Source organism: Rhizobium sp. BK312 (genome assembly GCF_014193605.1).
Taxonomy (GTDB): Bacteria; Pseudomonadota; Alphaproteobacteria; order Rhizobiales; family Rhizobiaceae; genus Rhizobium.
Map to the genome: position 1 here is coordinate 509,595 of NZ_JACHZP010000001.1, position 25,200 is coordinate 534,794.

At 56.9% G+C, this 25,200-nt stretch carries 26 protein-coding genes; 10 read left to right on the forward strand and 16 right to left on the reverse strand.

From position 1 onward, the window contains the following. Window positions 1–9 precede the first annotated feature (9 nt). Both FHT85_RS02455 and FHT85_RS02460 read right to left on the reverse strand, forming a co-directional pair. On the reverse strand, window positions 10–963 hold the full coding sequence (locus FHT85_RS02455; RefSeq protein ID WP_112334409.1) for a carbohydrate ABC transporter permease: 954 nt from the start codon (window positions 961–963) through the stop codon (window positions 10–12). 199 nt (window positions 964–1,162) lie between these two features. After that, a complete protein-coding gene (locus FHT85_RS02460; protein ID WP_112334407.1) occupies window positions 1,163–2,422 on the reverse strand; it encodes an ABC transporter substrate-binding protein in 1,260 nt (419 codons plus the stop codon). Between the two features lie 541 nt (window positions 2,423–2,963). On the opposite strand from FHT85_RS02460, the gene FHT85_RS02465 reads away from it, so the two are divergent. Then, a complete protein-coding gene (locus FHT85_RS02465) occupies window positions 2,964–3,848 on the forward strand; it encodes a BadF/BadG/BcrA/BcrD ATPase family protein (RefSeq protein ID WP_112411751.1) in 885 nt (294 codons plus the stop codon). Next, window positions 3,845–4,609: a GntR family transcriptional regulator gene (locus tag FHT85_RS02470; protein WP_112334406.1), complete on the forward strand. Its 765-nt coding sequence runs from the start codon at window positions 3,845–3,847 to the stop codon at window positions 4,607–4,609. The genes FHT85_RS02465 and FHT85_RS02470 overlap by 4 nt, the downstream gene beginning before the upstream one ends. A gap of 129 nt (window positions 4,610–4,738) precedes the next feature. On the opposite strand, the gene metH is transcribed toward FHT85_RS02470, so the two are convergent. Next, a complete protein-coding gene (gene metH, locus FHT85_RS02475; RefSeq protein WP_112411652.1) occupies window positions 4,739–8,515 on the reverse strand; it encodes a methionine synthase in 3,777 nt (1,258 codons plus the stop codon). A 262-nt stretch (window positions 8,516–8,777) separates the two neighbouring features. On the opposite strand from metH, the gene FHT85_RS02480 reads away from it, so the two are divergent. Then, window positions 8,778–10,034, forward strand: coding sequence for an AGE family epimerase/isomerase (locus FHT85_RS02480; protein ID WP_112411651.1), 1,257 nt, complete (start codon window positions 8,778–8,780; stop codon window positions 10,032–10,034). A gap of 45 nt (window positions 10,035–10,079) precedes the next feature. Here the strand turns inward: FHT85_RS02480 and FHT85_RS02485 are convergent, their stop codons facing one another. After that, window positions 10,080–10,568, reverse strand: coding sequence for a heme-degrading domain-containing protein (locus FHT85_RS02485; protein ID WP_112334401.1), 489 nt, complete (start codon window positions 10,566–10,568; stop codon window positions 10,080–10,082). A gap of 190 nt (window positions 10,569–10,758) precedes the next feature. On the opposite strand from FHT85_RS02485, the gene FHT85_RS02490 reads away from it, so the two are divergent. The 3 genes from FHT85_RS02490 to FHT85_RS02500 all read left to right on the forward strand — a co-directional run bounded on the left by FHT85_RS02490 (window position 10,759) and on the right by FHT85_RS02500 (window position 12,667). Further along, window positions 10,759–11,727, forward strand: a complete 969-nt coding sequence (locus FHT85_RS02490; RefSeq protein WP_112334400.1) for a polysaccharide lyase — start codon at window positions 10,759–10,761, stop codon at window positions 11,725–11,727. A 131-nt stretch (window positions 11,728–11,858) separates the two neighbouring features. Continuing rightward, window positions 11,859–12,155, forward strand: a complete 297-nt coding sequence (locus FHT85_RS02495; protein ID WP_112334398.1) for a hypothetical protein — start codon at window positions 11,859–11,861, stop codon at window positions 12,153–12,155. Window positions 12,156–12,460: 305 nt separating this feature from the next. Continuing rightward, window positions 12,461–12,667: a hypothetical protein gene (locus tag FHT85_RS02500; RefSeq protein WP_112334397.1), complete on the forward strand. Its 207-nt coding sequence runs from the start codon at window positions 12,461–12,463 to the stop codon at window positions 12,665–12,667. 90 nt (window positions 12,668–12,757) lie between these two features. Here the strand turns inward: FHT85_RS02500 and FHT85_RS02505 are convergent, their stop codons facing one another. From FHT85_RS02505 to FHT85_RS30380, 4 genes are all read right to left on the reverse strand, one after another. Then, complete coding sequence (locus FHT85_RS02505) at window positions 12,758–13,603, reverse strand: sugar phosphate isomerase/epimerase family protein (protein ID WP_112411650.1); 846 nt, start codon at window positions 13,601–13,603, stop codon at window positions 12,758–12,760. Between the two features lie 124 nt (window positions 13,604–13,727). After that, window positions 13,728–14,057, reverse strand: a complete 330-nt coding sequence (locus FHT85_RS02510) for a hypothetical protein (protein WP_112411649.1) — start codon at window positions 14,055–14,057, stop codon at window positions 13,728–13,730. 74 nt (window positions 14,058–14,131) lie between these two features. Beyond that, window positions 14,132–14,317, reverse strand: coding sequence for a hypothetical protein (locus FHT85_RS02515; protein ID WP_112411648.1), 186 nt, complete (start codon window positions 14,315–14,317; stop codon window positions 14,132–14,134). 304 nt (window positions 14,318–14,621) lie between these two features. Next, window positions 14,622–15,041 (reverse strand): hypothetical protein, encoded by a 420-nt coding sequence (locus FHT85_RS30380; RefSeq protein WP_246779862.1) that lies wholly within the window; start codon window positions 15,039–15,041, stop codon window positions 14,622–14,624. Between the two features lie 330 nt (window positions 15,042–15,371). Between FHT85_RS30380 and FHT85_RS02525 the strand changes: the two genes are divergently transcribed. Continuing rightward, window positions 15,372–16,010: a class I SAM-dependent methyltransferase gene (locus tag FHT85_RS02525; RefSeq protein ID WP_183773948.1), complete on the forward strand. Its 639-nt coding sequence runs from the start codon at window positions 15,372–15,374 to the stop codon at window positions 16,008–16,010. A 70-nt stretch (window positions 16,011–16,080) separates the two neighbouring features. Here the strand turns inward: FHT85_RS02525 and FHT85_RS02530 are convergent, their stop codons facing one another. The 4 genes from FHT85_RS02530 to FHT85_RS02545 all read right to left on the reverse strand — a co-directional run bounded on the left by FHT85_RS02530 (window position 16,081) and on the right by FHT85_RS02545 (window position 17,777). Then, a complete protein-coding gene (locus FHT85_RS02530; RefSeq protein WP_112411647.1) occupies window positions 16,081–16,746 on the reverse strand; it encodes a DUF6362 family protein in 666 nt (221 codons plus the stop codon). Next, window positions 16,721–17,137: a hypothetical protein gene (locus tag FHT85_RS02535; protein WP_112334391.1), complete on the reverse strand. Its 417-nt coding sequence runs from the start codon at window positions 17,135–17,137 to the stop codon at window positions 16,721–16,723. The genes FHT85_RS02530 and FHT85_RS02535 overlap by 26 nt, the downstream gene beginning before the upstream one ends. Before the next feature lie 58 nt (window positions 17,138–17,195). Continuing rightward, the gene (locus FHT85_RS02540) at window positions 17,196–17,477 is read right to left on the reverse strand and encodes a hypothetical protein (protein WP_112399018.1); all 282 of its coding nucleotides are present in this window, start codon (window positions 17,475–17,477) and stop codon (window positions 17,196–17,198) included. 75 nt (window positions 17,478–17,552) lie between these two features. Next, on the reverse strand, window positions 17,553–17,777 hold the full coding sequence (locus FHT85_RS02545; RefSeq protein ID WP_112334390.1) for a hypothetical protein: 225 nt from the start codon (window positions 17,775–17,777) through the stop codon (window positions 17,553–17,555). A 361-nt stretch (window positions 17,778–18,138) separates the two neighbouring features. Here FHT85_RS02545 and FHT85_RS02550 point away from each other — a divergent pair, with 361 nt between their 5' ends. From FHT85_RS02550 to FHT85_RS02560, 3 genes are all read left to right on the forward strand, one after another. Then, window positions 18,139–18,927, forward strand: a complete 789-nt coding sequence (locus FHT85_RS02550) for an XRE family transcriptional regulator (RefSeq protein ID WP_015340459.1) — start codon at window positions 18,139–18,141, stop codon at window positions 18,925–18,927. 306 nt (window positions 18,928–19,233) lie between these two features. Beyond that, on the forward strand, window positions 19,234–19,620 hold the full coding sequence (locus tag FHT85_RS02555; protein ID WP_246779863.1) for a hypothetical protein: 387 nt from the start codon (window positions 19,234–19,236) through the stop codon (window positions 19,618–19,620). 47 nt (window positions 19,621–19,667) lie between these two features. After that, complete coding sequence (locus FHT85_RS02560) at window positions 19,668–20,063, forward strand: DUF4440 domain-containing protein (protein WP_112334385.1); 396 nt, start codon at window positions 19,668–19,670, stop codon at window positions 20,061–20,063. A gap of 70 nt (window positions 20,064–20,133) precedes the next feature. On the opposite strand, the gene FHT85_RS02565 is transcribed toward FHT85_RS02560, so the two are convergent. The 4 genes from FHT85_RS02565 to FHT85_RS02580 form a co-directional block, all read right to left on the reverse strand. Then, the gene (locus FHT85_RS02565; RefSeq protein ID WP_112411645.1) at window positions 20,134–20,784 is read right to left on the reverse strand and encodes a response regulator transcription factor; all 651 of its coding nucleotides are present in this window, start codon (window positions 20,782–20,784) and stop codon (window positions 20,134–20,136) included. A gap of 3 nt (window positions 20,785–20,787) precedes the next feature. Then, entirely contained in the window at window positions 20,788–21,852 is a 1,065-nt protein-coding gene (locus tag FHT85_RS02570) for a sensor histidine kinase (protein ID WP_112411644.1), read from the reverse strand. 227 nt (window positions 21,853–22,079) lie between these two features. Next, window positions 22,080–23,411 (reverse strand): AAA-associated domain-containing protein, encoded by a 1,332-nt coding sequence (locus FHT85_RS02575; RefSeq protein ID WP_112411643.1) that lies wholly within the window; start codon window positions 23,409–23,411, stop codon window positions 22,080–22,082. Between the two features lie 21 nt (window positions 23,412–23,432). Continuing rightward, window positions 23,433–25,193, reverse strand: a complete 1,761-nt coding sequence (locus FHT85_RS02580) for an ABC transporter permease (protein WP_112411642.1) — start codon at window positions 25,191–25,193, stop codon at window positions 23,433–23,435. Between the last annotated feature and the right edge of the window lie 7 nt (window positions 25,194–25,200).

Below are 25,200 nucleotides of genomic sequence, written 5' to 3' on the forward strand. Positions count from 1 at the left end.
TCGCCCTCCTCAGAACTGGTAGCGGCGGATGCGCCGCTGGACGATGAAAAGATAGAAAGACACACCGGCCAGGATGATCAGGAACATCACCGTCGCAATCGTCGCGCCCATCGAACGGTCGCCCAACTGCAGCTGGAAGCCGAAGAAGACGCGGTAGAGCAGCGTGCCGAGAATATCCGTCGAGCCGTCCGGCCCAGCCAAGGCACCCTGCACGGTATAAACCAGGTCGAACGCATTGAAATTGCCGACGAAGGTCAGGATCGAAATGATGCCGATCGCCGGCAATACCAACGGCAACTTGATCTTCCAGAACTGGCTCCAGCCGGTGATGCCATCGCATTCGGCCGCCTCGATGACCTCTTCGGGGATGTTGAGCAGTGCCGCATAGATCAGCATCATCGGGATGCCGACATATTGCCAGACCGAGATCAGCGCGACGGTAATCAGCGCCGTGCTCGGCCTGCCGAGCCATGGGGCGAAGAACGATTTCAGACCGATGACATTCAGAAGCTCGGGCGCAACACCCCAAAGCGGCGAGAGGATCAGCTTCCAGATGAAGCCGACGACGACGAAGGAAAGCAGCGTCGGCAGGAAGATGGCCGTGCGGTAGAAGGCGACAAAACGCAGCTTCGGCAAAGACAGGAGTGCAGCCAAAGCCACACCGATCGGATTCTGCACGCACATGTGGATGGCGAAGAAGATCAGGTTGTTGCGCAGCGCGTTCCAGAAATCATGCGACCAGCGTTCGTCGCCGAACAAAACCTTGAAATTGTTCAGACCAACGAAGACGGACTGATTGTCGACGACATTGTAAAGCGACAGCCGCAAGGTCTCGATCAGCGGCAGGATCATGACCGCCGTATAAACGACAAAGGCCGGGAATAAGAAGACGAGGATGTGCCAGCGCTTGGAGCGCCTGATCGGCATGACCTCAAGGGCATCTGATGTCGCAGCGTCGCTCATGGCTTTCTGCCTGTTTTTCTTGGCTGCATGCCGACGCAGCAGCTCTAAGGTTCAAATCCACCCGCAGTTACGGCTTATGGCCGAAGTGAAACAGCATCGGGTGTGTCGAATGCAATGGCGAGGCGATCGCCGGTTCGATTATCAAACAATGAAAAGGGCGAGGAGCCCGTAAGGTCCCTCGCCCGCATGATGCAGCTATTTACTTGCCGGGCTTGTACCAGCTGTCGAGGCCCTTCTGGAGCTTCTTGGCAGCATCGTCCGGTGTATCCGTGCCGTTGATCACGTTTGCGGATTCGGTCCAGGTTTCATTTTCCAGATTCGGCTTACCGCGCGACAGGATCTGATAGGTAGAACGAACAGTCGACTTGTGATTGTCACGCCAGGAGACGAATTCCTGCGCAAGTGCATCGCTCATCTTTACCGGATGCGAGTTCAGGCTGAAGAAGCCGGGCAGTGAGTTGGCATAGATGTTGGCAAACTCGTCGGAAGCGACCCAGCTCAAGAACTTCTTCGCTTCTTCCTGATGCTTGCTCTTCGTGTTCAAGCCGACACCGATATCCGGATGGTCGGAGATATAGGCGGTGTCGCCAGCCTTGGCCACCGGCGGTGGGAATGCACCCATCTTGAACTGCGCCTGGGTGTTGAAGAGAGCAATTTCCCACGAGCCGGCCGGATAGATCGCAGCTTTGCCGAGCGTGAAGAGATTCTGACTGTCAGCGTAGCCTTGAGCTTCGAAGCCGTCGCCGAGGTAAGGCTTCCACTTGGCCAGTTCCTTGTAAGGATCGACCCACGGCGCGTCCGTCAGCTTTTCCTTGCCAGCGATCAGAGCCTTACGGCCGTCTTCGCCCTTCCAATAGTTCGGGCCGATGTTCTGGTAGCCCATGGTTGCGGCTTCCCAAAGATCTTTCGTGCCCATGGCCATCGGGATATAGGTGCCATCGGCCTTGATCTTGTCGAGGACGGCGAAGAACTCGTCACGCGTCGCCGGCACTTTCAGCCCGAGCTTGTCGAAGGCGTCTTTATTGTAGATGAAGCCGTGGATGACGGACGCCATCGGCACGCAGAAGGTGGATTTCCCGTCGTCGGTCGACCATGCAGCCTTGGCGACAGCCGAGAAATTTTCCAAGCCCTTCAGGCTCGTTAGATCAGCAAGGTGCTTCTTGTTGAAGAGGTCGAGCGAAGCATCGAACGGACGGCAGGTGATGATGTCGCCCGCAGAGCCGGCGTCGAGCTTGGCGTTCAGCGATGCATTGTATTCGGTCGGAGCCGTCGGCGAGAAGACGATCTTGATACCCGGATTCTTCGCTTCGAAAGCCGGGATGATCTTTTCCTGCCAGATCTGCAGGTCGTCATTACGCCAGCTTTCAACCGTCAGCGTCACATCGGCCGCATGCGCCAGGCTGACCGAGGTCAGCAGGCTCGATGCAAGAAGCAAGCCTTTCAGAACATTGGTTTTCATTTCCCTCTCCTGTTTTCCGCGCCATAGCAAGGCGCTGTTCTCGATCTGAAATCCGCTGGCCTGTCCGAGGAACGGTCAGCGCTCCATAGGGACCGCCAATATTGCCGACCCCTCCATGCAAAAGGCTTCAGAGGCTTTGTGCCTGATCGGCCCTATCAATTGCTGTCGCCGCCACCAGACGAAGACACAGCAAGAACCACGCGGGAAATTATGACAAACGTCGAAACGAGATCCTCCTGATCCTGAACGGCCTGGCGCAACGACGAGATGCACGCCCTTCCGCTTCACTTACCGGCTGTTGTTTTTCTGCCGGCTTTGCCGATGTCCATTTGCACTGTTCCCTTACTCCGAATTAAGTCCAAAAAAATACCAATTGTCCAGCCAAATTTAACTTTCGAATGCAAAAAGATTGAAACTCATTAATTTACCTAGGTAATTCAATGAGATGAAGACAAGCAAAAATGCTCGCTTTGCCTATTGGTAAATGGTATTTTTTTGGTATTATGTGAAAAACGGGGAACAGGCGGCATCCGGAGGCATGATGGGGCAGTTTGCGATTGGTATCGATGGCGGCGGCACGAGTTGCAGGGCGGCCGTCATAGATCATAGCGGGCAGGTGCTCGGTACCGGCAAGGCGGGTGCGGCGAACATCCTCTCCGATCTGGAAAATTCGCTGATTCATATCGTCGCCTCGGCAAAGCAGGCCTTGATCGATGCTGGGCTCACTCCCGAACTGCTGCAGGAATTACCGGCCGTCATCGGAACAGCAGGAGCCAATGTCGGCAATTACGGTAAAAAGGTCGAAGGCGCCCTGCCCTTTGCAAACACACGTGTTGTCACGGATGCGACGACAGCGCTTCAAGGCGCTCTCGGCGACGCCGATGGCGTCATCGGCGCCTTCGGCACCGGCTCAGTCTACAATGCCCGCCGTGACGGCAGGATTTGGGGTATCGGCGGCTGGGGTTTTGTCATAGGCGACCAGGCAAGTGGCGCTCGTCTTGGGCGAGATTTGCTCGAGAGAGCTGTCTTGGCACATGACAAGGTGACGGCGGGTTCGGCACTGACGGCATCGATCATGGCCGAATACGGTAATGATCCAGAACGGATCGTCGAATTTGCGCACGCCTCCAAGCCCAAGGATTTTGCCCGCTACGCGCCTGTTATCTTCGAATATGCCGGAATGGAGGATGCAGTCGCCATCGACATCGTGAGAACTGCGGCAAAATCGATAACCGAAAGTCTGGATGCGCTGCTTTGGCCGGAATGCCCTTCGATCTGCCTTCTCGGCGGCCTTGCCCAAGCCTATCGCCCCTGGCTTGATGAACGCCACAAGGCGATTCTCGCGGAGCCAAGAGGGGACGTTCTGCGCGGAGCCGTGGAGTTGGCGGCGAAATTGCTGCTGGGTGGAGAGGTAAACAGGGCATGACTGAAGACTTGAGCGCGATCTTCTCGCCGGAGCGCCTTTCCGGAGGTGGGACGGGTCCACTTTACGTCAAGCTACGACGCAGGCTTGAAGAGGCCGTGAAGGTCGGCAGGCTGAAACATGGGGATGCGCTTCCACCTGAGCGCGACATCGCCGAATTTGCTGCGGTCAGCCGTGTCACGGTGCGTAAGGCGATCGACGACCTAGTGGCGGAAGGCATTCTCGTTCGCCGTCACGGTTCGGGTACATTCGTTGCAAAGCCCGTTTCCAAGGTGGAGCAGCGACTGTCGCAACTCACCTCATTTACCGAGGACATGGCGAGGCGCGGGATGACGGCTCGTTCGGAATGGCTGCACAAGGGCATCCATACGCCCTCCCCCGATGAGATGATGATTCTCGGGCTTGCCGCCGACACTCGGGTATCGCGCCTCAGTCGCCTGCGCATTGCCGACGATCAACCGCTCGCGATCGAGCACGCCAGCGTTTCCGGTGAATTCCTGCCGGATCCGTCGGTAGTAACGACATCGCTCTATGCGGAATTGGAAAAGCGCCAGGTACGTCCCGTTCGCGCCGTTCAGCGCATATCTGCGACCAACATGAAAGAGGCCGATGCGGGATTGCTCGGCGTTCCCGTGGGAGCAGCCGGCCTATCGATCGAGCGCATCTCCTATCTCGGTTCAGGCCGCGCAGTCGAATTTACACGCTCGCTCTATCGCGGTGACGCCTATGACTTCGTCGCGGAACTGACGATCGGCGCGAACTAGCCCACGCCTGCGAAACCGTAAAAATCTCAGAATCAAAAAAGCGCCACCCCAACCGAATGGCTGAGGTGGCGCTCGTATATGGAATCAAATTCTAAGCTGAACACCGCAAGTCTTTGACATGACTCGCGATCAGGCTGCGTCGTCGACCGCGGTCTCGCGCTTCTCCGGCACATAATTGAGGACAGGACCTAACCAACGCTCTACCTCTGCCACGGGCATGCCCTTGCGAGCCGCATAGTCCTCGACCTGATCGCGCTCAATCTTGGCGACACCGAAATAGTAGGAAGACGGGTGAGCGATATAGATGCCCGAGACGGAAGAACCTGGCCACATCGCATAGCTTTCCGTGAGCCTCACGCCCGTTGTCGCTTCGGCATCCAGCAGGCGGAAAAGCGTATCCTTCTCGGTATGGTCAGGCTGCGCCGGATAGCCAGGTGCTGGACGGATACCTGCATAGGCTTCGAGAACGAGCTCCTCGCTCGTGAAATTCTCATCCGCAGCATAGCCCCAGAACTCTCGACGTACCCGCTCATGCATCCGCTCGGCGAAGGCTTCGGCAAAGCGGTCGGCCAGCGCCTTGACGAGGATCGACGAATAATCATCATTTGCGCGTTCGAAGCGTTCGGCAATGGCCACCTCCTCGATACCGGCCGTGACGACGAAGCCGCCGACGTAATCGCCGACACCGCTGGAAACCGGCGCCACAAAGTCCGACAACGCCACATTCGGGCGACCGTCCCGCTTCGACAGTTGCTGCCGCAGTGTGTAGAAAGTGGCAAGCTCCCCGTTGCGGCTTTCGTCGGTGAACAGCCTGATATCGTCGCCGACCGTGCCCGCTGGCCAGAAGCCGATGACGGCGCGCGGGCGAAACCAGTTTTCCGCGATGATCTTTTCGAGCATCGCTTGTGCATCGGCATAGAGCTGCCGCGCCGCCCCGCCCTGTTTCTCGTCTTCGAGAATTGCCGGAAAACGACCCTTGAGCTCCCAGGTCTGGAAGAATGGGGTCCAGTCGATATATTTCGCCAGCTCAGCCAGATCGTAGCGCTCGAATACCTTGGTACCGAGGAACTGCGGTTTGACCGGCTTATAGCCCGACCAATCCACTTTTTCGGCATTCTCACGCGCTCTTGCAATCGGCAGGCGTATCTTCTCGGCCTCGCTCCGCGCATGCGCAGCAGCGACCTTGAAATATTCAGCCCGAACGGTATCGACATAGCCCTGCCGCGCATCGGGCGATAGCAGCGCTGAGACAACACCGACCGCACGACTTGCATCCGTGACATAGACCGTCTGTCCGCGATGATAGCTCGGATGGATCTTTACCGCTGTATGGACGCGACTGGTGGTGGCCCCGCCGATCAGCAACGGAATATCGAAGCCTTGCCGCTCCATCTCCGAGGCGACATGCACCATCTCGTCCAATGACGGCGTAATCAATCCCGACAAGCCGATGATATCGACCTTTTCGGCGACGGCTGTCTCGAGGATCTTGGTCGCCGGCACCATGACGCCCAAATCGATGATTTCGTAATTATTACACGCAAGCACGACGCCGACGATGTTCTTGCCGATGTCGTGCACGTCGCCCTTGACGGTCGCCATCAGCACCTTGCCGGCTGACTGCCGTTCGCTGCTGCCGCCGTTGGCAGCTTTCTCGGCTTCCATGTATGGCAGCAGCACGGCAACGGCCTGCTTCATGACACGGGCGGACTTCACGACTTGTGGCAGGAACATCTTGCCCGAACCGAAGAGGTCGCCAACGACATTCATGCCGGCCATCAACGGGCCTTCGATGACATGCAACGGCCGCTCAGCCTTCTGACGCGCTTCCTCGGTATCGGCCTCGATATATTCGGTAATGCCGTTGACCAACGCATGTTCGAGCCGCTTCTCGACCGACCATTCGCGCCAGGAAAGATCCTGGGCCTTCGCCTCCTTGCTGCCGGCACCGCGAAAGCGCTCGGCAATCTCAAGTAGGCGCTCCGTGCTATCCGGACGGCGGTTGAGCACCACGTCCTCACAGGCGTCCCGTAATTCCGGATCGATATTGTCATAGACAGCCAGCTGCCCGGCATTGACGATGCCCATGTCCATGCCCGCCTGAATGGCGTGGTAAAGAAATACGGCATGCATGGCCTCGCGAACGGGTTCGTTACCGCGGAACGAAAAGGACAGGTTTGAGACACCGCCGGAAATATGGACCAGAGGCATGGTCTTCCGGATCGTCCTCGTCGCCTCGATGAAATCGACACCGTAATTGTTGTGCTCTTCGATGCCAGTCGCAACGGCGAAGATATTCGGATCGAAGATGATGTCTTCCGGCGACAGGCCTGCCACTTCAGTCAACAGTTTATAAGCACGTGAGCAGATCTCGACCTTGCGCTTGTAGCTATCTGCTTGACCTGTCTCATCGAACGCCATCACGACGACGGCCGCGCCGTACATTCGCATCAACCGTGCCTGTTTGAGAAAGTTCTCCTCGCCTTCCTTCAGCGAGATGGAATTGACGATCGGCTTACCCTGAACGCATTTCAGGCCGGCCTCAATGATCGAAAACTTGGAACTGTCGATCATCACGGGAACGCGGGCAATATCCGGCTCTGCGGCGATGAGGTTCAGGAACTCCACCATCGCCTTTTCGGAGTCGATCAGGCCCTCGTCCATGTTGATGTCGATGACCTGCGCGCCATTTTCGACTTGATCGCGGGCGACGGCAAGCGCTGCCGTATAGTCGGCATTGGTGATCAGCTTGCGGAATTTCGCCGAGCCAGTGACGTTGGTCCGCTCACCGACATTGACGAAGGGAATATCCTTGGTGAGCTCGAATGGCTCCAGACCCGAGAGCGACATGAAGGGACGATGCTCGGCAGGCTGCCGTGGCGGATATTTCGAAACTGCCTGAGCGATTGCGGCGATATGCTCCGGCGTTGAACCGCAGCAGCCGCCAACGATATTGACCAGCCCCTCGCGCGCAAATTCTTCGACCTGTGCCGCCATCATCTCGGGCGTCTCATCATACTGACCGAATTCGTTCGGCAGACCGGCATTGGGATAAGCGCAGATGAAGGTATCCGCAGCAGCCGAAAGCTCCTGCAGATGCGGCCGCATAGCGTTTGCACCGAGAGCACAGTTGAGGCCAACTGTGAAAGGCTTCGCATGGCGCACGGAATTCCAGAAGGCTGACGGCGTTTGGCCGGATAGCGTGCGCCCGGAAAGATCGGTGATCGTGCCAGAAATCATGATGGGCAGATGAACACCCTTGGCCTCGAAGCGCTCCGCACATGCAAAGATCGCGGCCTTTGCATTCAGAGTATCGAAAATTGTCTCGATCAGGATGATATCTGCACCGCCGTCGATCAGACCGTCGATCTGCTCGCCATAGGCCAAGCGCAGAACATCAAAAGTGACCGCACGGTAGCCAGGATTGTTAACATCAGGAGAAATGGACGCCGTCCGATTGGTCGGTCCGATCGCACCGGCCACGAAGCGTCGCTTACCATCTTCGCGTTCCGCACGGATCGCGGCGCGGCGGACGATCTCGGCGCCCTCTTTGTTGAGATCGTAGACCGCACCTTCCATCTGGTAGTCCGCCTGCGCAATGCGGGTGGAAGAGAAAGTATTGGTCTCGAGGATATCCGCACCGGCTTTGGCATAGCGATAATGAATATCTTCAATCGCATCGGGCTGGGTCAGGATGAGGAGGTCGTTATTGCCCTTCTGGTGGCACGCGCAACCGATGAACCGGTGGCCGCGAAACTGATCCTCGTCGAAGCCGAGACCCTGGATCTGCGTGCCCATGGCGCCATCAAGCACGAGTATCCGTTCACTGGCCGCCTTTCGCAAGGCTTCGAAAATCTCGCCGCCATTACGCTTCGTCGTCTCGGAACCAAAAAGAGTGTCAAACATAAGCGAATTCCTCTGGCCTGATTGCGACTCCGCAACCAGATCACATAAAGATATCTTTATGTCAACATATCTACGCTCATGTTCGGTGCAGCGCAAGCGCGCATCTTCTATAGTTGTGTTCTTTCAGGAAAAGCAGAGCGGACGAATTGCCGCCCGACCATGGACAACGCGGGGGTAACGACACAGCTTCATCCCATAACGCCATGACAGCGCTTTCGGACGGCGCTATACGGCTTCTGGAAGAGAATCCTAGGAGGACGGCATGAACATACAGGTTGAACCCACAGCGCTCGGAAACTGGAGCACCCGCGCCTATCACAGGCGCTGGTTGCTCGATCAGGCCGATGCGCTTTTCAATTTCTTCCAGTACCGCGCCGTCAATCCCAAAGGCGGCTTCCACGACATGGATGATGCCGGCAAGCCGTTGGATAAGGTAAATCCCGTACGCGGCATTCATTCGACCGCCCGCATGGTGCACTGCTTCTCGATCGGGTCGTTGCTCGGCCGTCCCGGCGCAAACGAAATTGTGGATCACGGCATGAACTATCTATGGAAGCATCATCGCGACACCGAGCATGGCGGCTATTTTTGGTCGCTGAACAATGACGGCCCCGTCGATTCCAGCAAGCAGGGCTATGGCCACGCTTTCGTGCTGCTTGCTGCTTCATCCGCAAAGACGATCGGCCATCCACTGGCCGATGGCATGTTGGCAGACGTCACGGAAATTCTGAATACTAAGTTCTGGGAAGCAAAGCACGGGGCGATCGCCGAGGAATTCAATCGGGATTGGTCCTTGATCGACGGTGGCACCTATCGCGGCCAGAACTCCAACATGCACCTGACGGAAGCGCTGATGGCTGCTTTCGAAGCGACCGGCGACAAGACATATCTCGAAAAAGCAGAAAGTATCGCCGATCTCGTCATTCGCCGTTCGGCGGGGTCCGTCGGCTGGCGCGTTACCGAACACTTCAACGCCGACTGGGTGCTCGATAAGAATTACCGCGGCAATGAGATGTTTCGCCCGTCGGGTACGACACCAGGGCATTGGCTGGAATGGGCGCGTCTGATCTTGCAGCTTTGGGCGCTTGGGGAAAAGCGGCATGCCTGGATGCCTGAAGCAGCCAAGGGCCTCTTCTCTCAGTCCATGTCACTCGGCTGGGACAATGAGAAGAGCGGATTCTTCTATACACTTGATTGGGGCGATGTGCCTGCAAAGCGCAACAAGCTTTGGTGGCCTGCCTGCGAGGGGGCTGGTGCCGCTCATTACCTGAACGAACACGTCCCGAGCGATTTTCACGAAGAAAGCTACCGCAGGATCTGGAGCGTGATCGGCCAAGCCTTCATCGATCGCGTCAATGGCGGCTGGCATGAAGAGCTGACGGAAGATCTAATTCCGGCTCATACATTGTTTCCTGGCAAGGGCGATATCTATCATGCCTTGCAGGCCTGCCTCATCCCGCTTTTCCCGGCCACGGGCAGCCTGACCAAGGTTATCGCCGAGGCCGGCGGCAAGATCTGAGATCAGCAGCGCGCCCGCTCGACTGGCGGCGCCGCTTCGGCCCCTCTATGCGAGGCTGAGATTGTGAAGCTCGTGGCCGAGAGTGAGAGCCAGGGCTTCGACAACAAGATTGTGATCTTCCCGCTGCGGCAGACCTGAAACGGTGACGGCGCCAACGCACCCCGTGCCGTTGACAAAAATGGGGAAACTACCGCCAGATGCGGCATATTCCGCGCTTGAAAGCCCGTTGTCCTCGATCGTCTTACCCTGCTGCTGTAGCCGCAACGTACTGGCGTAGCTACTGCGGAAGTAACGCAGCACCATATTGCGCTTCCGACGAATCCAATTGGAATTATCAGGTGTCGAGCCGGGCAAGGCTATGTAGAAAACCGGCATGGAATGCAGGGTGATATCGATGGCAACGCCCATGTTGCGCTCGCTGGCGAGGTCGCGCAACAACTTGCCGAGCACCCAAGCGGTCGAAAGGTCAAAAGCATCGAAACGCAGCATTTCCTCTTGCAGCTCGATGCGGGCGAGATCCTGGTCGATCGTCATGGAAACCTTCTCTAAAAATTGTATTCGCCTATGAAACGCGGAGAGAACGATTTGTCCATCTATCTCTTCCGCATTTCGAAACCAAGCTGCCATCACCCGGCCTTGAAGGCTAGCGCTCTTGCTTGCTTGCAGGAAGCGAACAGGTCATTGATAAAGCTCTATGAATGTCCCGCCAGAGGAATACTCCAGCATGAATGCAAAATATGCGCTGCCCGCCATACTGGCCTGCACCTGTGCCACAACATCGGCTCTGGCCGACAGTCCAGCACAATTAGTGCTGCGCGACGGTTTCGACGGCAAGGATTTCGCGCGATCTGGGCACCTTTACTATCGCGATAATGCTGAACAAAAGGCAGGAACGATCGAATTTCAATCAGACGTAAAACGTACCGGCGCGGGAGCATTGAAGCTGAGTGTCCGGCCATTCTGCGCGCCGGATAAAACAAATTGCAGCGAAAGAGCCGAGATCTGGGAGCGCACTAAATATCGCGTGCCATACAATCAGGGAGTTTGGTACGGTTTCGCTGTAAAGTTCGCCGATCCCATACCCTCTGGCGACCATCGCTACCTCATTGCTCAATGGAAGCGGGAAATCGGACCGAAAGCCGAAGGGGACTTCAGTCCCTTTCTCGCATTGCGGCTCAATAATGGGAAGCTCTTCGCGACCGTAGAAACCAACTACGTTGCGCCCGTCAAGAACCAGGAGCCTGGAAACAAAGGCAAGGTCTGCAATAGTGACGAGGCGCCGGTCTGGTTTCGTCCCGATACCAATCAGATGCGCGCATTGGTGGCTACGGATGACAATTGGGGCGAATCAGACGGACAAGAATTTACAGGCTGCACAAACGCGATCAAAGTAATAAATCGTGGAAACAAGTTGCCGACGCCGGCATCAGGCTGGATCGATTTTGCCATTTACAGCAAACCTGGCCCGGATGGCTCGGGTCATATCGAGATATTTGCCAACAATAAATGGATCGTTACTGTCACCGGTCATATAGGACATGCGGATCATGGGTTGGGAAAAAACCAATATTTCAAGTTCGGGCCATATCGCGCCGCGGATACCACCATATGGACGCTTTATTACGATGATTTCCGCCGGTCACCCCGCTGTGCCGATGTACTATCGGATCCCAAGCTTTGCCCTATGAAGTGAAAAGGCTGCCGAAAATGTATAACTCCAGAGCAATATGGCTGCTCGCATTGCGAGAGCCCAGTTTTTTTGAGAAGTGGCCGAACTTTTTCCTTTCTCGATAGTTATGTTCTTTCGTGGAGGAGGTGACCGAGATGCTTACTACCCATCGCGATTGCAAGCAGCATGCAAAGAGGAACGCGATACCCTCTCTAGGCGAAATAGAAGGTCGGGTTGCGGTTCTGGAGATTGTCGCCCAGTCGGCACTGACGCATGTGTTCGAAGAAGGCGAAGTCGATATTGACGCAGCGTTGCTGGCCCAAATTCGCAGAGCCTTGCATCGTAAGTGTAAGGAGTTGAAACTCGACGGAGAAGATACGGCATCGGCACTTTTATATGCCGAGGAGTTGATCGAGGCCGCTGTTAAGGCGTCGCATCCCGTCCATCAATGATGCCTTCCCGGCCGAGGCTGGTATTATCCGTCTTAGTTGCGCTGGCAATTACGCTCGGCGTGGTACTGTTGGTTGCGCCCCACGATACAGGGGACAGGCTCACTCGGTCGCTGCCACCACCCGGCGGACATCAAAATTAGCAATAATGTGTCCAATAATGAACCCGTGTTACGTTAAGACACAGAGTTTGTCCCGTATCAGGCGGCCGTTAACGTCGCGCGGTAAACTTGGTTGCAAATTTCCGAAACCAACGCAGTGTTCACTTCACCCCACAATATCAAGCTCCGACATGAATGGTGTAGTGAATGTCTATGATGGTCAACACGCCGCTTTACTCCGATGATATCGACGTCCTCGCAGGCGCCCTTTTTGCATGGTGCGCCGAGCGCAGCATCAAATTGCAAAGTCAGGAAGGTCTGTCCGCAGCTAATGTGGCCATTGATCTTTATAACGCCGGTTATCAAACACAAGATCAGTTGCTAGGCGCATTACACAATTACGATTTACACTGATGTGTTGCTCGGATATCCAGCTTTATATCCAAAACTGAGCACAATTTCCCCAAGTAACGCCTCTGCAAATGTGGCGGTAGCGACCTTATTTTATGTCGATTTCTCTTCGAAGACGCTGGCGATGCAGTCTCGCTCGTCGAGGATCCCGGACCATTCATCCTGATGATAAGCGGAGTCGTAGATCAGTGTGAAAGGACCTTGATAGCCAGCGGAGTTGGAAAGCTTAATGCAGCGAACATAATCCTCCTTATCGAGGCCTGCTGCTGAATATCGTCCTTTTGCGTGACAGAGTTCGGCGCGGCCCATGATCTTCGCTAGATCCTCGTATTTGCCGGCTCGCTCCCAGTTGCCGAAATCTCCATTGAGACCGACTGTACCGTGCAGAGCATCGAGAATCCGGTTGACCTCCACCGGCCCTGGCAGAAGATCGAACCAGTTCTCTATGACGAGGCGCACTCCCGCCGCGGCAGTCAATTCAGCCAGCCGCCGCAAATGAGTTTCGGCAAGCGTCAAAGCTGGATTCGTCGGCTGAGCCTTTCCGGCAATAACACGCATGTTTCCAGCCCCAAGAGCCGCGGCAACGTCGATCCATCCCGTCATCCATTCTGCGTCGCGCTGAGCGGTTTGCGGATTGCTCAGGTCTCCGTCTTCGACGAGCAGCGTCTGAAGCTTTACGCCTGCCTCCTCTGTGGCCTTGCGAAAATCACGGAGATAGCTGGGAAGGAGACTCGGCAAGTGGAAGGAACAAATCTCAAGCCGAAAGATGCTATGATCGGCGCATTGTTGCGGCACGTCGATCAATTCGATCGTACCCTTCCCGTAAGTCGATTGGCGAGCCGGGTATGCTCGATCGCCAGGCTTATAGGGATAGGTGGCGCCGAGCGCCCGGTGCAAGGACCAGGTTGAAACCGCAAAACGATCCGACAAATCAACCACAAGGCGCCCCCATTCCCTTTGGTGAAAGGTAATCAAGACATAGTCTCGACTGCACGGATATCAATCCAAAAATGCTAAGACTCCCCTCCTGTTGCGGCAACTCTATTCCCATAAGAAATCGTCGCTAAGTCCTTTCATGCCCTCCCTTAACCCATCTGGAAATGGCGTCAAAAAGCAGGTCGGCAATCCACATGGCGCATACGCCAACGACGAAAGCCGTGGCATTCATGGCCGCGACATCCTCTTGAGGCAAAGGCCAGTTGATAGCGCGCAGATAGAAAAGCGCCGGCTCCGTTAAATAGGTTGCAGCAAGCGCGCCGCAAATAGGCGATTCAACAATCTCTCGCGTCGTATATCGGCGCCTGGAGAGACCGCGCAGGATACCGCCGGAAAGGCCAGCAATGACAACTCCGACTTTGATGCCCAAAGCATCCAGAAATTCGTGCAACGTCATCGCTTTTCTCGACCGAATTTTGGGATTTGGAATGCCGCCGCTGCTTATTCATGGCGTGCGGCGGCTGGATAAGCTTATTTGTCAACAGGCGGCTGAGGCTCTATCAAACCCGTAATACCGTCCCGCATGATATTGATAACGATTTTCAGCATGCTCAAAGCCGCTACAGCGGCTGCAGCAAAGCCTCGAATAGCGATCATCGAAGCCGATAACGCAATTAACACATTCAGAATATTGTGGAACGTATTCGTATTGAACATATATTCTCCTGTTGTATCGATGAGGGTTGTGCATCAGCGCGCGACCCCGAAGCCTTGAATTCATGGGAGGCAGCCACGAAAGGGATTTAGGAGGTCAGCACCCTTTGTATAGCCTGTATCCGGCCACAGCCCATCGTTCTGCGAATCTATCGAGCACCCTCAATCGCCGCAGCGAACTTCCTGGCAAAGCCGGCAATATCGATTGCTCGATCCGTGCTGTTGATAATCCGGCGCGCCCCGAGCCAATCGGAACCGATAGCGTTGAAGTAATCGGCAAGCTTCCAGCCAGTGAAACGCCCGTTGATCATGCCATCAAATAGGATTTCAACCGCTTTATCAGGATCGAGAGCCCTATCCGGATCATCGGCGATGCCATACTTGGCATAATTGTCCCGACCGGTGATCTGCACCAGGCCGCGCCCGCGATAACGCCAACCGTCGCCGCTCGTCTCGTCGCCGTTATTGCAAGCTGCTCATCCGTGGCATTGGTTAGATCGATGGTGACGCCGCGGCCTCCCTTGGCCCCGGCGCCGGAGCGCTCGCTAGGTTTCTGATGAACATAGGATGCGGCAATCTTCGCCATTTCATCGCGCCGCTTCTGGTCCGCCTCGTCGTCGCGCATCACTTTCAGCATGTAATCAAGCGGCGTACCTTCGGTGGAAACAACCTTGCGACGGCGCGCACGCGGTTTGCGCGGCGCGACTGGCTTGTCGGCATTGGTCATGCTTCATGATTTCCGATGGAATTTTGAAAGAAACAAGCGGTTTAAAACATCGCTTGCGGTCAACAGTGCGTCGCTGCAACTGTTCTCATCATGCCAAAATAGATACCGTATTTCGGCTGAGTTGGCGACACCTTTTAAGGCCGATCAGCGCGCAAGGAATAAGGATTTTGACGGGGGCTACAAATAAACAATTGAAATTCCCCGTAAATATCGGATTCTCCAGTCCGACGAACTAAACGATCTAGCCCTCAATTCGCGAAAATACTCAAGATGCGCAAAGGCCGGCCGACAGGAATCTCGGCAAGACGAAACAGCAGTTCGGATGATCCCATGAGCCAGGATTGGGTTCGGCGGTTCATCGCCGCCAATCTCCCGGTCCTGCCTGTTCCCGGTATCCCCGATATTTGCCTGCATAAAGCAGATCCACAAAGCGGGCTGCGACACCTCGCAGAACAAGATTTGCAATTCGGCTCACCGTACTGGGCGCATTACTGGGGAGGAGGTCTGGCTCTCGCCCGTTATCTTCTTGATAGGCCGGAAAGTGTGGCTGGTCGCCGCGTATTAGATCTGGGAGCCGGCTCGGGAATTGTTGGGATTGCCGCTGCAAAGGCACGCGCGGCGAAAGTTTATGCCGCCGACGTCGATCCCTATGCAATCGCAGCTATCGAGCTCAATGCCGCGCTCAATGATGTGACGATCGATACGGTACTCGCCGACCTGACGAAAAGCGAACCGCCTGACGTCGACGTCATATGCGTCGGGGATCTTTTCTATGAGGCAGCGCTTGCGGAGAGCGTCATCGCACTTCTGGACCGCTGCCTGGCTCGGGAAATCATGATTCTGATCGGTGATCCCTGGCGAACTCATCTGCCGACATCGCGTCTCCGGCTCTTGGCAGAATACACGGTCCCAGATTTTGGCGAGATCACTGCAAAGACTCGCCCCGCCGGCGTCTTTGCGCTTGGTTGAACAAAGTCACCAATCGGAGATACTGGCGCATCACAATGATCGCGGGTTCGGACCGCATCAGTGCGACGGCTCAGACTTTCATCTTGGCGCGCCTGCGATTCCCGCGTTCCAGTCGCTTGGCCAGTTCGGCAAGTTCCGGGCTTGCCGCGTCGAAAACTGGCCGCGCATCGTCCGGCAGCCAATGTGTTTCATGTTTGGGTGCCTTGGGCCTTGCCCGGTCGAGACCGCCAGGCGCATTCGGCATCATTGGCGATATGCGCGACCAATCCGGTTCCTGAAGCATCGGTGAGGCAGCGAGAAGTACATCGGCCAACTTCTGGAACTCGCTGTGAATACGCCGTTCGGCCGTGCGCCGTACGCGCCCGGTCCGCGCGCAAAAATCCCGAAACGAACCAGCAATATAGGGCGCGGCAAGACAAATGGACCATCGCGAAAGCAGAATGCGCCGCTCCTCATCCTGGACGTGAACCCGGAGCCATTCCAGCAAAACCTCCTCTGCCCGACTGATGGCTGCAGCACTCGGCCGATAGCGAATGCGGATATCGGCATGATCCATCGGTTCGGGCAAAACCTCCGGCCAAAGTGTCCGCATCCTGTCGGGCCGGATGCCGCGCACGTCGAGATGAACCATCGTATCGGCAGCTTCGACGAAACGTGCACGGACGATCAGGCTCAGGTCGGCAATCTCAGCCGCGCGACGGGACAGGTCGTCAAACTGCAAGGCGGACCGGTGCATCAAGTCGTTTCTCCAATTCCTGATAAATCAGCGTTCGCAATGTCGCCCGAACGGGCCACGGCCGCCGCGCCACTGCATCCGTGCGCAATGTAGCAAGCGCGATATCATCGAAGGCACCCAAGAGATCACCTGGACGCTGCAGCGCCCAATCCTGGCGCTGCGCCAGGACATCGGATATGGCGCCGATCGTGTCCGACCAGAGTTCATCGCGATTGCTCCCGGTTTGTCGGATGCATCGCAGAACAAAGACCAGATGACCGTCCCCGTAGCGGCCCCGGATTTCCTGCATCGTACCGCGCGCGTGGCTCTCCGCCGGTGCGCGGCGCCGATGGACGGGAACCAGCTTGATACCGAGCCCATCGAGAATAAGATCCAGCCTGCCTTTGGTCATGACAGTTCAACTCCTTTCGTCGGCGAATTTGTTGCCTCTTCCATCCATGGGCAGCTCACTAAGCGCTTCCAATCGTGGCGGTAGCGCTGGCCGATTTGGGTTTGAAGAAGGCCTCCGCCTTAGAAATCGCTTCCACCCTCGCCCCATCTCGGAGCATCGGCGTGTTGAGATAAGCAACCATCGCCTCGCCGGCTGCAGCCTTGGCAGCATCTTGCGTCGCAAAGACGATCGGTTCACCTCTCCTATCCCGGAGGACCTCATTTGTCGCTCGGTGAACCTTGCGAATCCAGCCGAGATGGCCGCCGGCAACGGCTTCTGTTCCGATTTGAAATTCGTTCATAGCAACCTCCCCCGGCTCGCTTGGCCAGGTCTATCTCTAGAGTTTTCGATTGGGTTTTGACGTTTGGGTGCCCGCCTACCGCCTGCGCAGTTTCGCCGGCCGTGCCGGCTCTTTGGGCGCAAGCGTGGGGTCTTCGGCAATGCGGAAATGAATTTGGTCTCCCTCCGGAGCACCGAAGTCCTCATCCTCAAGGGATCTCATTGGCGATTTCCAAATGACCGACTTTATCGCGATCACCATAGCGACAAAAAACAACGCGGCGCCGATACAGGCGAGAAGACCCTGAAGCATTTCGATCATGGCAGCGCCTCCTGACCAACTGCTTCGGAAAATGACCCGATCTTCGTCATTTCCGCAGGCTCGACGGCTGCATCACAACCCTCACAATGCAGCTCGATGATCTCCGCGATCGATAGAATTCGGAGGCATCCTGGGCACCCCCAAAAGCGATCGAAATATCCAGCCGGCGACGCTGTCCTCCTGTTCCCATTGCCTGTGATCATAACTCCACCTCCAAAACATTGTCCGTCGCGTACTGCGCCGGGCCGCTCACCCGCCAAACAGCGTTTTGCGCCACGGGCACCTTGATAAACACAAATTATGTTGATAGTAATGACGTTGTCAACATGATTTATGTCGGAAATTTTGCAAGGGTCAAAAGATGCAGAAATCCATGGGCGAACGACTAAGAGCGGCGCGCGAAGCCGCAAATTATCCATCAGCCACGAAGGCGGCAGAAGCGCTGGGCGTGAGCTTGTCCACCTATCGCGCGCATGAAAATGGTCAGAACGAATTCAGCGCCGAAGTCGCCAATCGCTATGCCAAGAAATTCGGCACGACCGCGGCTTATCTTCTCACCGGCGAAGGCCAGCGCAAAACCGCACGTCCGGCACCAAACATTGTCATGTCCTTCGATCCCGACGAGCAGGATCACGATGGATTTGCCGAGAGCGGCGACGAGCTCAGCTATAGCCGGGAACACTGGAAGCCGCAGATCGAAGGCGCAACACCGGAAGTGGACGTCAAGCTCGGCGCCGGTAGCGGCGTCGTCGGCGAAGTCATCAACCTTCCCGTCGGCTCAGGCAATGTCGCCGGGCATAAGATCGTCGCAGAATGGCTTATCCCCACCGGCTATCTGCGAAACGAGGCCAAGGCTTCCCCGAGCCACACGATCATCATGGAAGTCGTCGGCGATTCCATGCAGCCGACCTACATGCCCGGCGATCGCGTCATCGTCGATCTCTCACAGAACCAAATGACCACCGATACGGTCTATGCGATCAGCGACGGTTATACGGAGCCGCAGATCAAGCGCTTGCAGCGAGTTCCCTTTAGCCGGCCAAGCGAAGTCAAGATCATCTCCGACAATCCGGCACTGGAAACTTTTACCGTCGAATTGGACCGCTTGACGATCATCGGCCGGATCTGCGGTCATATCGCACGCAAATAAAACCAATTTTCTATTTGAGGTACGCGATAAACATAAATTATGTTGACATATATCATGTTGAATGGCAACTTCACCGAGAAGAGCCATTGGCCCTGAATGGAATGAGCCCGGACAAGAGCAGGATCTCGTCCGAAGTTAGCGAAACCGGACAGGCCAATTGCAACGATTGGAAAAGCCGCAAGGCCATCGAAGGAGAATGTCATTCATGCCGAGACAGCCGAATGCTTTCATAATCATACCGGCAGATGCCTTGAGGGGAGCCGGCGCTGCCGAGCTATCGTCGATCGCCAGGGCGGGAGAATGATGATGTACGCTTCAGAATTCTCCTGCGAATATTCATTTGATGAGCTTAGTATCCGTCTATGCGATCGTTGGGAAACCGGATTGCTGTTATACGGGCGTGCTGAGCTGACCTCGGCAGGAGCCGATTACGAGGACGAGTTCTATGTGTCGGCAATCAGACTGGATGGTGGTGCAAGACTGTCACGGCCGAATGCCTCGAACAATGCAGGCAGCTTCGAGTCCGAATTATTCCGGCGGATAGCAACGGTCATCGAAGACGACAGAACACAGGCGGGTCGTCACGCCGCCGAACTTTTCGTCTCTGCGTTGGAGCAATCTAGAGAAGCTGACTATGATCAAAACCACAAGTTCGAGCGGGAGAGAAAACTGGAAGCGCTCGTGACATACTGAGGTCCACGACATGCAAACATCGATATTCACGGGAGGTCGCTGAAACAATGAACGTTCCCCAGCACGAGCTTGAAGAGATCCGCCTGCTGGAGCAGAAGCTACATCTCCCGGAAATACGACGGTCGCCGGCAGTCGTGGAGGAATTGCTGGCCAAAGGCTTCGTTGAATTTGGCAGTTCCGGTACGGTCTACGACGATAGGGATGACCTGATCGCCGGTCTGGCTGCAGAAAAGACGGCAGAAGCCGCCCCTCCCATTATTTCCCGCGACTATGCCTTTCGATCGATCTCACCAGATGCTGTCCTCGTCACCTACAGAAGCGTCCGGCAGGCCGGAGAGAGCGGTCCGGAGCGGCATACTTTACGGAGTTCGATTTGGCAGCGTATCGATGGGCGATGGCAGATGATTTTTCACCAGGGAACGCCCACGATTCCGCGGGATTGAACTAACCCACGTGGCAACACCGCATTCGTAAGTCATGAGATCCTCGCGACTGGGGACGAGTGCTGCAAGACTAACGGAGCCCGGGCGCAGTATCGCTGGCTTTATCGTTCGTGAGGCCAAGATTATCCGCCATCCGAATGAGGTCGGCGACGGAGTCGGCCCGCATCTTGCGCATCGCCTGACCTCGATGAACCTTGACGGTGATTTCGCTGAGGCCGATCTCAGCAGCGATCTGCTTGTTGAGGAGACCTCGTGCGACGAGCGCCATCACCTCGCGTTCACGTGGCGTGAGTGTCGAAAATCGCTCATGAAGATCGACCTCCTCCGCCTGCTTACGCAGCCGGATGCGATCGATTTCGAGCGCTTGCCTGATTGCATCGAGGAGATCCTGCTCACGGAACGGCTTCAAGAGAAACTCCACCGCCCCCGCTTTCATCGCCCTGACGGACATCGGCACGTCGCCGTGCCCGGTGAGAAAAATGATCGGGATTGCATACCCCATACGCGCAAGCTCATCCTGAAAATCAAGACCGCTCGCATCCGGCATCCTGACATCGAGGACGATGCAGGCTGGCCCCTCAGACCGAGAAGAAGCCAGGAAATTCCGCGGCGATGCAAAAGCACGCGTATCGTAGCCGATGGAGCGTAATAGGCTGTCCAGCCCATCGCGCACGGATGGATCGTCGTCGATCACGTAAACGGTCGGCTGCTGTCCTTGCATGCCCTACCCCTTTGCCCTTCCGTTCAGCGGCAAGGTGAAACCGACGACGGCTCCGCGTGGAAAATTCGGCGCGGCATAGATGGTCCCGCCATGCGCCTCGATAATGGATCGGCTAATGGCAAGCCCCATCCCCATGCCCTTCGGCTTAGTCGTGTAGAAGGCATCGAATATCCTGTCGAGCCTTTCGGCCGGGATGCCGCTGCCGGTATCGCGCACGCTGACGGTCACCTTCCGTTCGTCCGCGGCAGCGCTGACAAGCAGCTCGCGCGTTTCCGCATCGACCTCCGCCAGAGCTTCGATCGCATTCATGACGAGATTGAGGATCACCTGCTGCAGCTGGACCCGGTCGCCGGCCATCAATGGCAGATCGCTCACCAATTCCGAGCGGAACAGGATTTTATTCCGTCGAATCTCGCTGCGCACGAGTTCCAGTACATCATTGATAGCCTCGACGAGATCGATCGTGTCGCTAGATGGCGAAGAGCGCGCCACGAGCCCGCGGACGCGGCCGATGACATCGCCTGCTCGCCCCGCATCCGCGACAATTCGCTCGATGGCGCGACGGGCTTCGTCGTGATCGGCCGGTGTTGCGGACAGCCATCGAAGCGCGGCATTGCCGTTAGCGGCAATTGCGGTGATCGGCTGGCTGACTTCGTGGGCTATCGATGTGCCCAACTCACCGACGATCATGAGACGCGACATGCGTGCAAGCTCGGATTGCGCCTGCCTCGCCCTGGCATCAAGCATTTCGATCCTGATAGCCAGATAAGTGGTCGCGCCGATCGCGACTAGGCTAAGTGTACTGTTGATCAGGCCTGCCTGCGAAGCGCCGTGACGCGTCAGAAAATAGCTGATGACAGTCAAAGCAGCACATGCAATCCCGACTATCGCGATAGCGCCGGTCCGCCCCGAATAGACCGCCAGCAAGATGACCGATACATACAAAACGGCGAAGGCGATCTCCAGATCGGTGATCGTATCGCCGATGAAAATGAGACCGGCAAGGACTGCAATGCCGAGCCAAAGCAAGGGCATCTCGAAGAGGTATTTCAAAAACTCGCGCCTCATCTCTGGCATCCCTGCATCACGGCTTCCGCAAGATTGCGTGCGGAAGCTGCAAACTGCCCGAACCGAAGCATCAAAACAACAACCGCGTTCTCCGGCGCCGCCAAAGCTGGCGACCCGCCGGATCTGATGCGCTAAGTCTTGCTAGGCGGCCTGTCAAATCCTGGAACGCCATGAGCTGATCGCCGCCTCAACCGGCGGCGCCCTCTCGCGTTCGTTCCAGCGGGGTTTCAACTCGGGTTTTCCAGCGTGAACAGATCGGCGTTTTCGTCATAGGCGAAGTATTCCGCATAGCGAGCCCAGTTCGTGACGGCCTTGATGGTGGTGTCGGCATAATCCTCGGACATGTGATCCTCCAGCTCATCGCGGAAGCGCCGTGCAGGTGCGCGGTGAGTCGGCCGCTCGTCGAGCACACGGCGAATATGTGCAGCCAACGGCACATAGGTCGCCAGGTGCTGTTCGAAGAGTTTCTTGCGTTCATCGACGTCGCTGTCGAAGAAACGCAAGCCCGGCGCCGTCAACTTAATGTCGCCTCCTTCCAGATCAGCGAAACGCAGGAGCTGAAGCGTTTCCGCGACCGGAAAGAGATCATCGATATCGAGATGCAGATGGGCCGCCAGCGGCGGCAGGTCGGCCTGCCCGCGATAGGGCTCAGCGGCGACGGTTTCGATGAGACCGGACATCAGATTGGTCGACACGCGCGGCAGAGCCATCGCAATACCCGTGCCAGGGAAAAGGCCTTCGCGCGTCAGTGCACCGGTCTTTACCGTCATCCGCGCGTAGATGTCTTCGACGAGCATGCGGAAGGCCGGATCGAGACGATTGCGCGGCTGCGGCAAATCCACATGGATCTCCGCAATCACGCGACCGGGATTCGACCCGAAGATCAGGATACGGTCGCACATCAGCACCGCTTCTTCGATATTGTGTGTCACCATGAGAACCGACTCGATCGGCATCCGGCCCTCGCACCACAGATCAAGCAGATCCGTGCGAAGCGTTTCTGCCGTCAGCACGTCAAGCGCCGAAAATGGTTCGTCCATCAGCAGAACCTTCGGCCGGACAACGAGTGCCCGTGCAAGACCGACGCGCTGGCGCATGCCGCCCGACAGCTCCTTCGGATAGGCGCTTTCGAAACCGTCTAGGCCGATGAGATCGATGGCCGCGAGCGCACGCTTGCGCCTCTCAGAAGAGGCAACACCTTGCGCCTCCAAGCCAAGCTCGACGTTTTGCAAGACGGTCAGCCAGGGAAAGAGCGCAAAGCTCTGGAAGACCACGGCAACATCGGAGTTGGGGCCGACGACCGGCCTGCCTTGGAAGGTGATGTCCCCTTTGCTCGGGCGGATCAGGCCGGCGATTGCACGCAGCAGCGTTGATTTGCCGGAACCGGAACGGCCGAGCAGCCCAACGATTTCATTGGGATAAAGCTGCAGATCGACATTCTCGAGCACGACGAGCGAGCCGGACGCCCCCTTGTCGTAGGCCTGGCACACCTGCTTGGCGAGAACTAGCGGTGCATTTTTTACAATATCGAGCTTCCTGGAGATGACAGCGTTTTCCATATTCGGTTCTCCGATCTTGAATTAATCGAGGCGCATGCGGCGTTCGGCGAAGACGTAGAGTGGCCGCCAGAGCGTTCTGTTGAAGAGCGTCACGAAGATCGACATGACGACGATACCAAGGATGACACGCGGAAAATCGCCCGCCTCAGTCGCCTTCGCGATGTATGATCCAAGTCCGAAGGCTTCGAGTTTTGTGTTGCCCCAGCTCGCCAGTTCAGCGACGATGCTCGCGTTCCATGAACCGCCGGACGCCGTCAGTGCTCCCGTGACGTAGTAAGGGAATATTCCCGGCAGCATCACGCGTCGCCACCAGGTCCATGAGCGCAGCCGGTAGACCGAGGATACCTCCCGCAGATCGGTAGGGAATGCACTCGCGCCGGCAATCACGTTGAACAGGATGTACCATTGCGTGCCGAGGACCATCAGCGGCGACAGCCAGATGTTCGGGCTGGCGCCCGTCGCAACGATCGCAACCACTGCAACGGGAAAGAGCACGTTGGCCGGAAAGGCCGCCAGGAACTGCGCCAGGGGTTGGGCGCGCTCGGCAACAGCTGGACGCAAGCCGATCCAGACGCCGATAGGAACCCAGATGACGCTGGCGACTGCAATGAGAACGACAACGCGAATGAGCGTCACGAACCCACCGGCAAAAGCGATCCAGACATCGCTCCAGGAGAGCGTCTGGCTGAGATAGGAAACCGCATCCCCGATACTCCAGGCACCAATGACGCCGATCAGCACATACCAGGCGATATCGATCGCCCAGCTGATGGTTCGCTGCCGGCTGCGCTCCTCTGCGGCGGCACGCGAGGCCGGCAACAGCCGCAGGAGCATCAGCCGGCCCCACACGACAGCCAAAGGCGTGCTGACATATTTCAGGAAGCGCGTGCGACGGATCAGCGAATAAACCCAGGAGCGCGGCCTCTGCTGCCCGGCGGTCTGTTCGAAGCGGAACTTGTCTGCCCAGGCGACGATGGGGCGGAAAAGCAGTTGATCGTAAAGAAGGACGACGACTGCCATGGCAAGTACGGCCCAGCCTACGGCGGTGAAATCCTGCTTGTCGATCGCAACCGCCAGCCACGAACCCAGACCTGGAAGCTGCACGGTGGTGTTACCCACCGTGATCGCTTCGGATGCAACCACGAAGAACCAGCCGCCGGACATCGACATCATCGTGTTCCAGACGAGTCCGGGGGCGGCAAAGGGAGCCTCCAGCCGCCAGAAACGTTGCCAGCTCGACAGGCGAAATCCACGGCTGACCTCATCGAGGTCACGCGGAACCGTCCGCAGCGACTGATAGAAAGAGAAAGCCATATTCCATGCCTGGCTGGTGAAGATCGCGAAGATCGACGCACATTCCGCGCCGAGCTGACTTCCGGGGAAAAGCCCCATGAAGAAGGTCACCGTGAAGGTCAGAAAGCCGAGCACCGGCACCGATTGCAGAATGTCGAGGGCCGGAATGATGATCTTCTCGGCGCGGCGGCTCTTTGCGGCAAGCGTCGCGACGACGAAGGTGAAAATGAGGGAGGCGATGATGGCCGCCATCATCCGCAAAGTCGTGCGCAGGGCATATTCGGGCAGATAGGCCGGGTCGAGCGACAGCGGTGCCGTGGACAGACCGGCCAGTGGCGCACGCATCTCGGCAATACCATGAAGTGCGAGATAGGCGGCAGCGGCAATGAAAGCGAATGCGGCGAGATCATAGCCATTCGGCAGGATACGGGCACCCGCCAACGCGGCAACGGCACTGCGCCCGCGTCGATCGTTAGCAAGGAAAACCATGTGATAA

Bases quoted from the DNA above. Each gene is read 5' to 3' on its own strand.
- FHT85_RS02455 (WP_112334409.1), bottom strand. From the start codon at position 963: ATGAGCGACGCTGCGACATCAGATGCCCTTGAGGTCATGCCGATCAGG.
- FHT85_RS02460 (WP_112334407.1), bottom strand. From the start codon at position 2,422: ATGAAAACCAATGTTCTGAAAGGCTTGCTTCTTGCATCGAGCCTGCTG.
- FHT85_RS02465 (WP_112411751.1), top strand. From the start codon at position 2,964: ATGGGGCAGTTTGCGATTGGTATCGATGGCGGCGGCACGAGTTGCAGG.
- FHT85_RS02470 (WP_112334406.1), top strand. From the start codon at position 3,845: ATGACTGAAGACTTGAGCGCGATCTTCTCGCCGGAGCGCCTTTCCGGA.
- metH (WP_112411652.1), bottom strand. From the start codon at position 8,515: ATGTTTGACACTCTTTTTGGTTCCGAGACGACGAAGCGTAATGGCGGC.
- FHT85_RS02480 (WP_112411651.1), top strand. From the start codon at position 8,778: ATGAACATACAGGTTGAACCCACAGCGCTCGGAAACTGGAGCACCCGC.
- FHT85_RS02485 (WP_112334401.1), bottom strand. From the start codon at position 10,568: ATGACGATCGACCAGGATCTCGCCCGCATCGAGCTGCAAGAGGAAATG.
- FHT85_RS02490 (WP_112334400.1), top strand. From the start codon at position 10,759: ATGAATGCAAAATATGCGCTGCCCGCCATACTGGCCTGCACCTGTGCC.
- FHT85_RS02495 (WP_112334398.1), top strand. From the start codon at position 11,859: ATGCTTACTACCCATCGCGATTGCAAGCAGCATGCAAAGAGGAACGCG.
- FHT85_RS02500 (WP_112334397.1), top strand. From the start codon at position 12,461: ATGTCTATGATGGTCAACACGCCGCTTTACTCCGATGATATCGACGTC.
- FHT85_RS02510 (WP_112411649.1), bottom strand. From the start codon at position 14,057: ATGACGTTGCACGAATTTCTGGATGCTTTGGGCATCAAAGTCGGAGTT.
- FHT85_RS02515 (WP_112411648.1), bottom strand. From the start codon at position 14,317: ATGTTCAATACGAATACGTTCCACAATATTCTGAATGTGTTAATTGCG.
- FHT85_RS30380 (WP_246779862.1), bottom strand. From the start codon at position 15,041: ATGACCAATGCCGACAAGCCAGTCGCGCCGCGCAAACCGCGTGCGCGC.
- FHT85_RS02525 (WP_183773948.1), top strand. From the start codon at position 15,372: ATGAGCCAGGATTGGGTTCGGCGGTTCATCGCCGCCAATCTCCCGGTC.
- FHT85_RS02530 (WP_112411647.1), bottom strand. From the start codon at position 16,746: ATGCACCGGTCCGCCTTGCAGTTTGACGACCTGTCCCGTCGCGCGGCT.
- FHT85_RS02535 (WP_112334391.1), bottom strand. From the start codon at position 17,137: ATGACCAAAGGCAGGCTGGATCTTATTCTCGATGGGCTCGGTATCAAG.
- FHT85_RS02540 (WP_112399018.1), bottom strand. From the start codon at position 17,477: ATGAACGAATTTCAAATCGGAACAGAAGCCGTTGCCGGCGGCCATCTC.
- FHT85_RS02545 (WP_112334390.1), bottom strand. From the start codon at position 17,777: ATGATCGAAATGCTTCAGGGTCTTCTCGCCTGTATCGGCGCCGCGTTG.
- FHT85_RS02550 (WP_015340459.1), top strand. From the start codon at position 18,139: ATGCAGAAATCCATGGGCGAACGACTAAGAGCGGCGCGCGAAGCCGCA.
- FHT85_RS02555 (WP_246779863.1), top strand. From the start codon at position 19,234: ATGTACGCTTCAGAATTCTCCTGCGAATATTCATTTGATGAGCTTAGT.
- FHT85_RS02560 (WP_112334385.1), top strand. From the start codon at position 19,668: ATGAACGTTCCCCAGCACGAGCTTGAAGAGATCCGCCTGCTGGAGCAG.
- FHT85_RS02565 (WP_112411645.1), bottom strand. From the start codon at position 20,784: ATGCAAGGACAGCAGCCGACCGTTTACGTGATCGACGACGATCCATCC.
- FHT85_RS02570 (WP_112411644.1), bottom strand. From the start codon at position 21,852: ATGAGGCGCGAGTTTTTGAAATACCTCTTCGAGATGCCCTTGCTTTGG.
- FHT85_RS02575 (WP_112411643.1), bottom strand. From the start codon at position 23,411: ATGGAAAACGCTGTCATCTCCAGGAAGCTCGATATTGTAAAAAATGCA.
- FHT85_RS02580 (WP_112411642.1), bottom strand. From the start codon at position 25,193: ATGGTTTTCCTTGCTAACGATCGACGCGGGCGCAGTGCCGTTGCCGCG.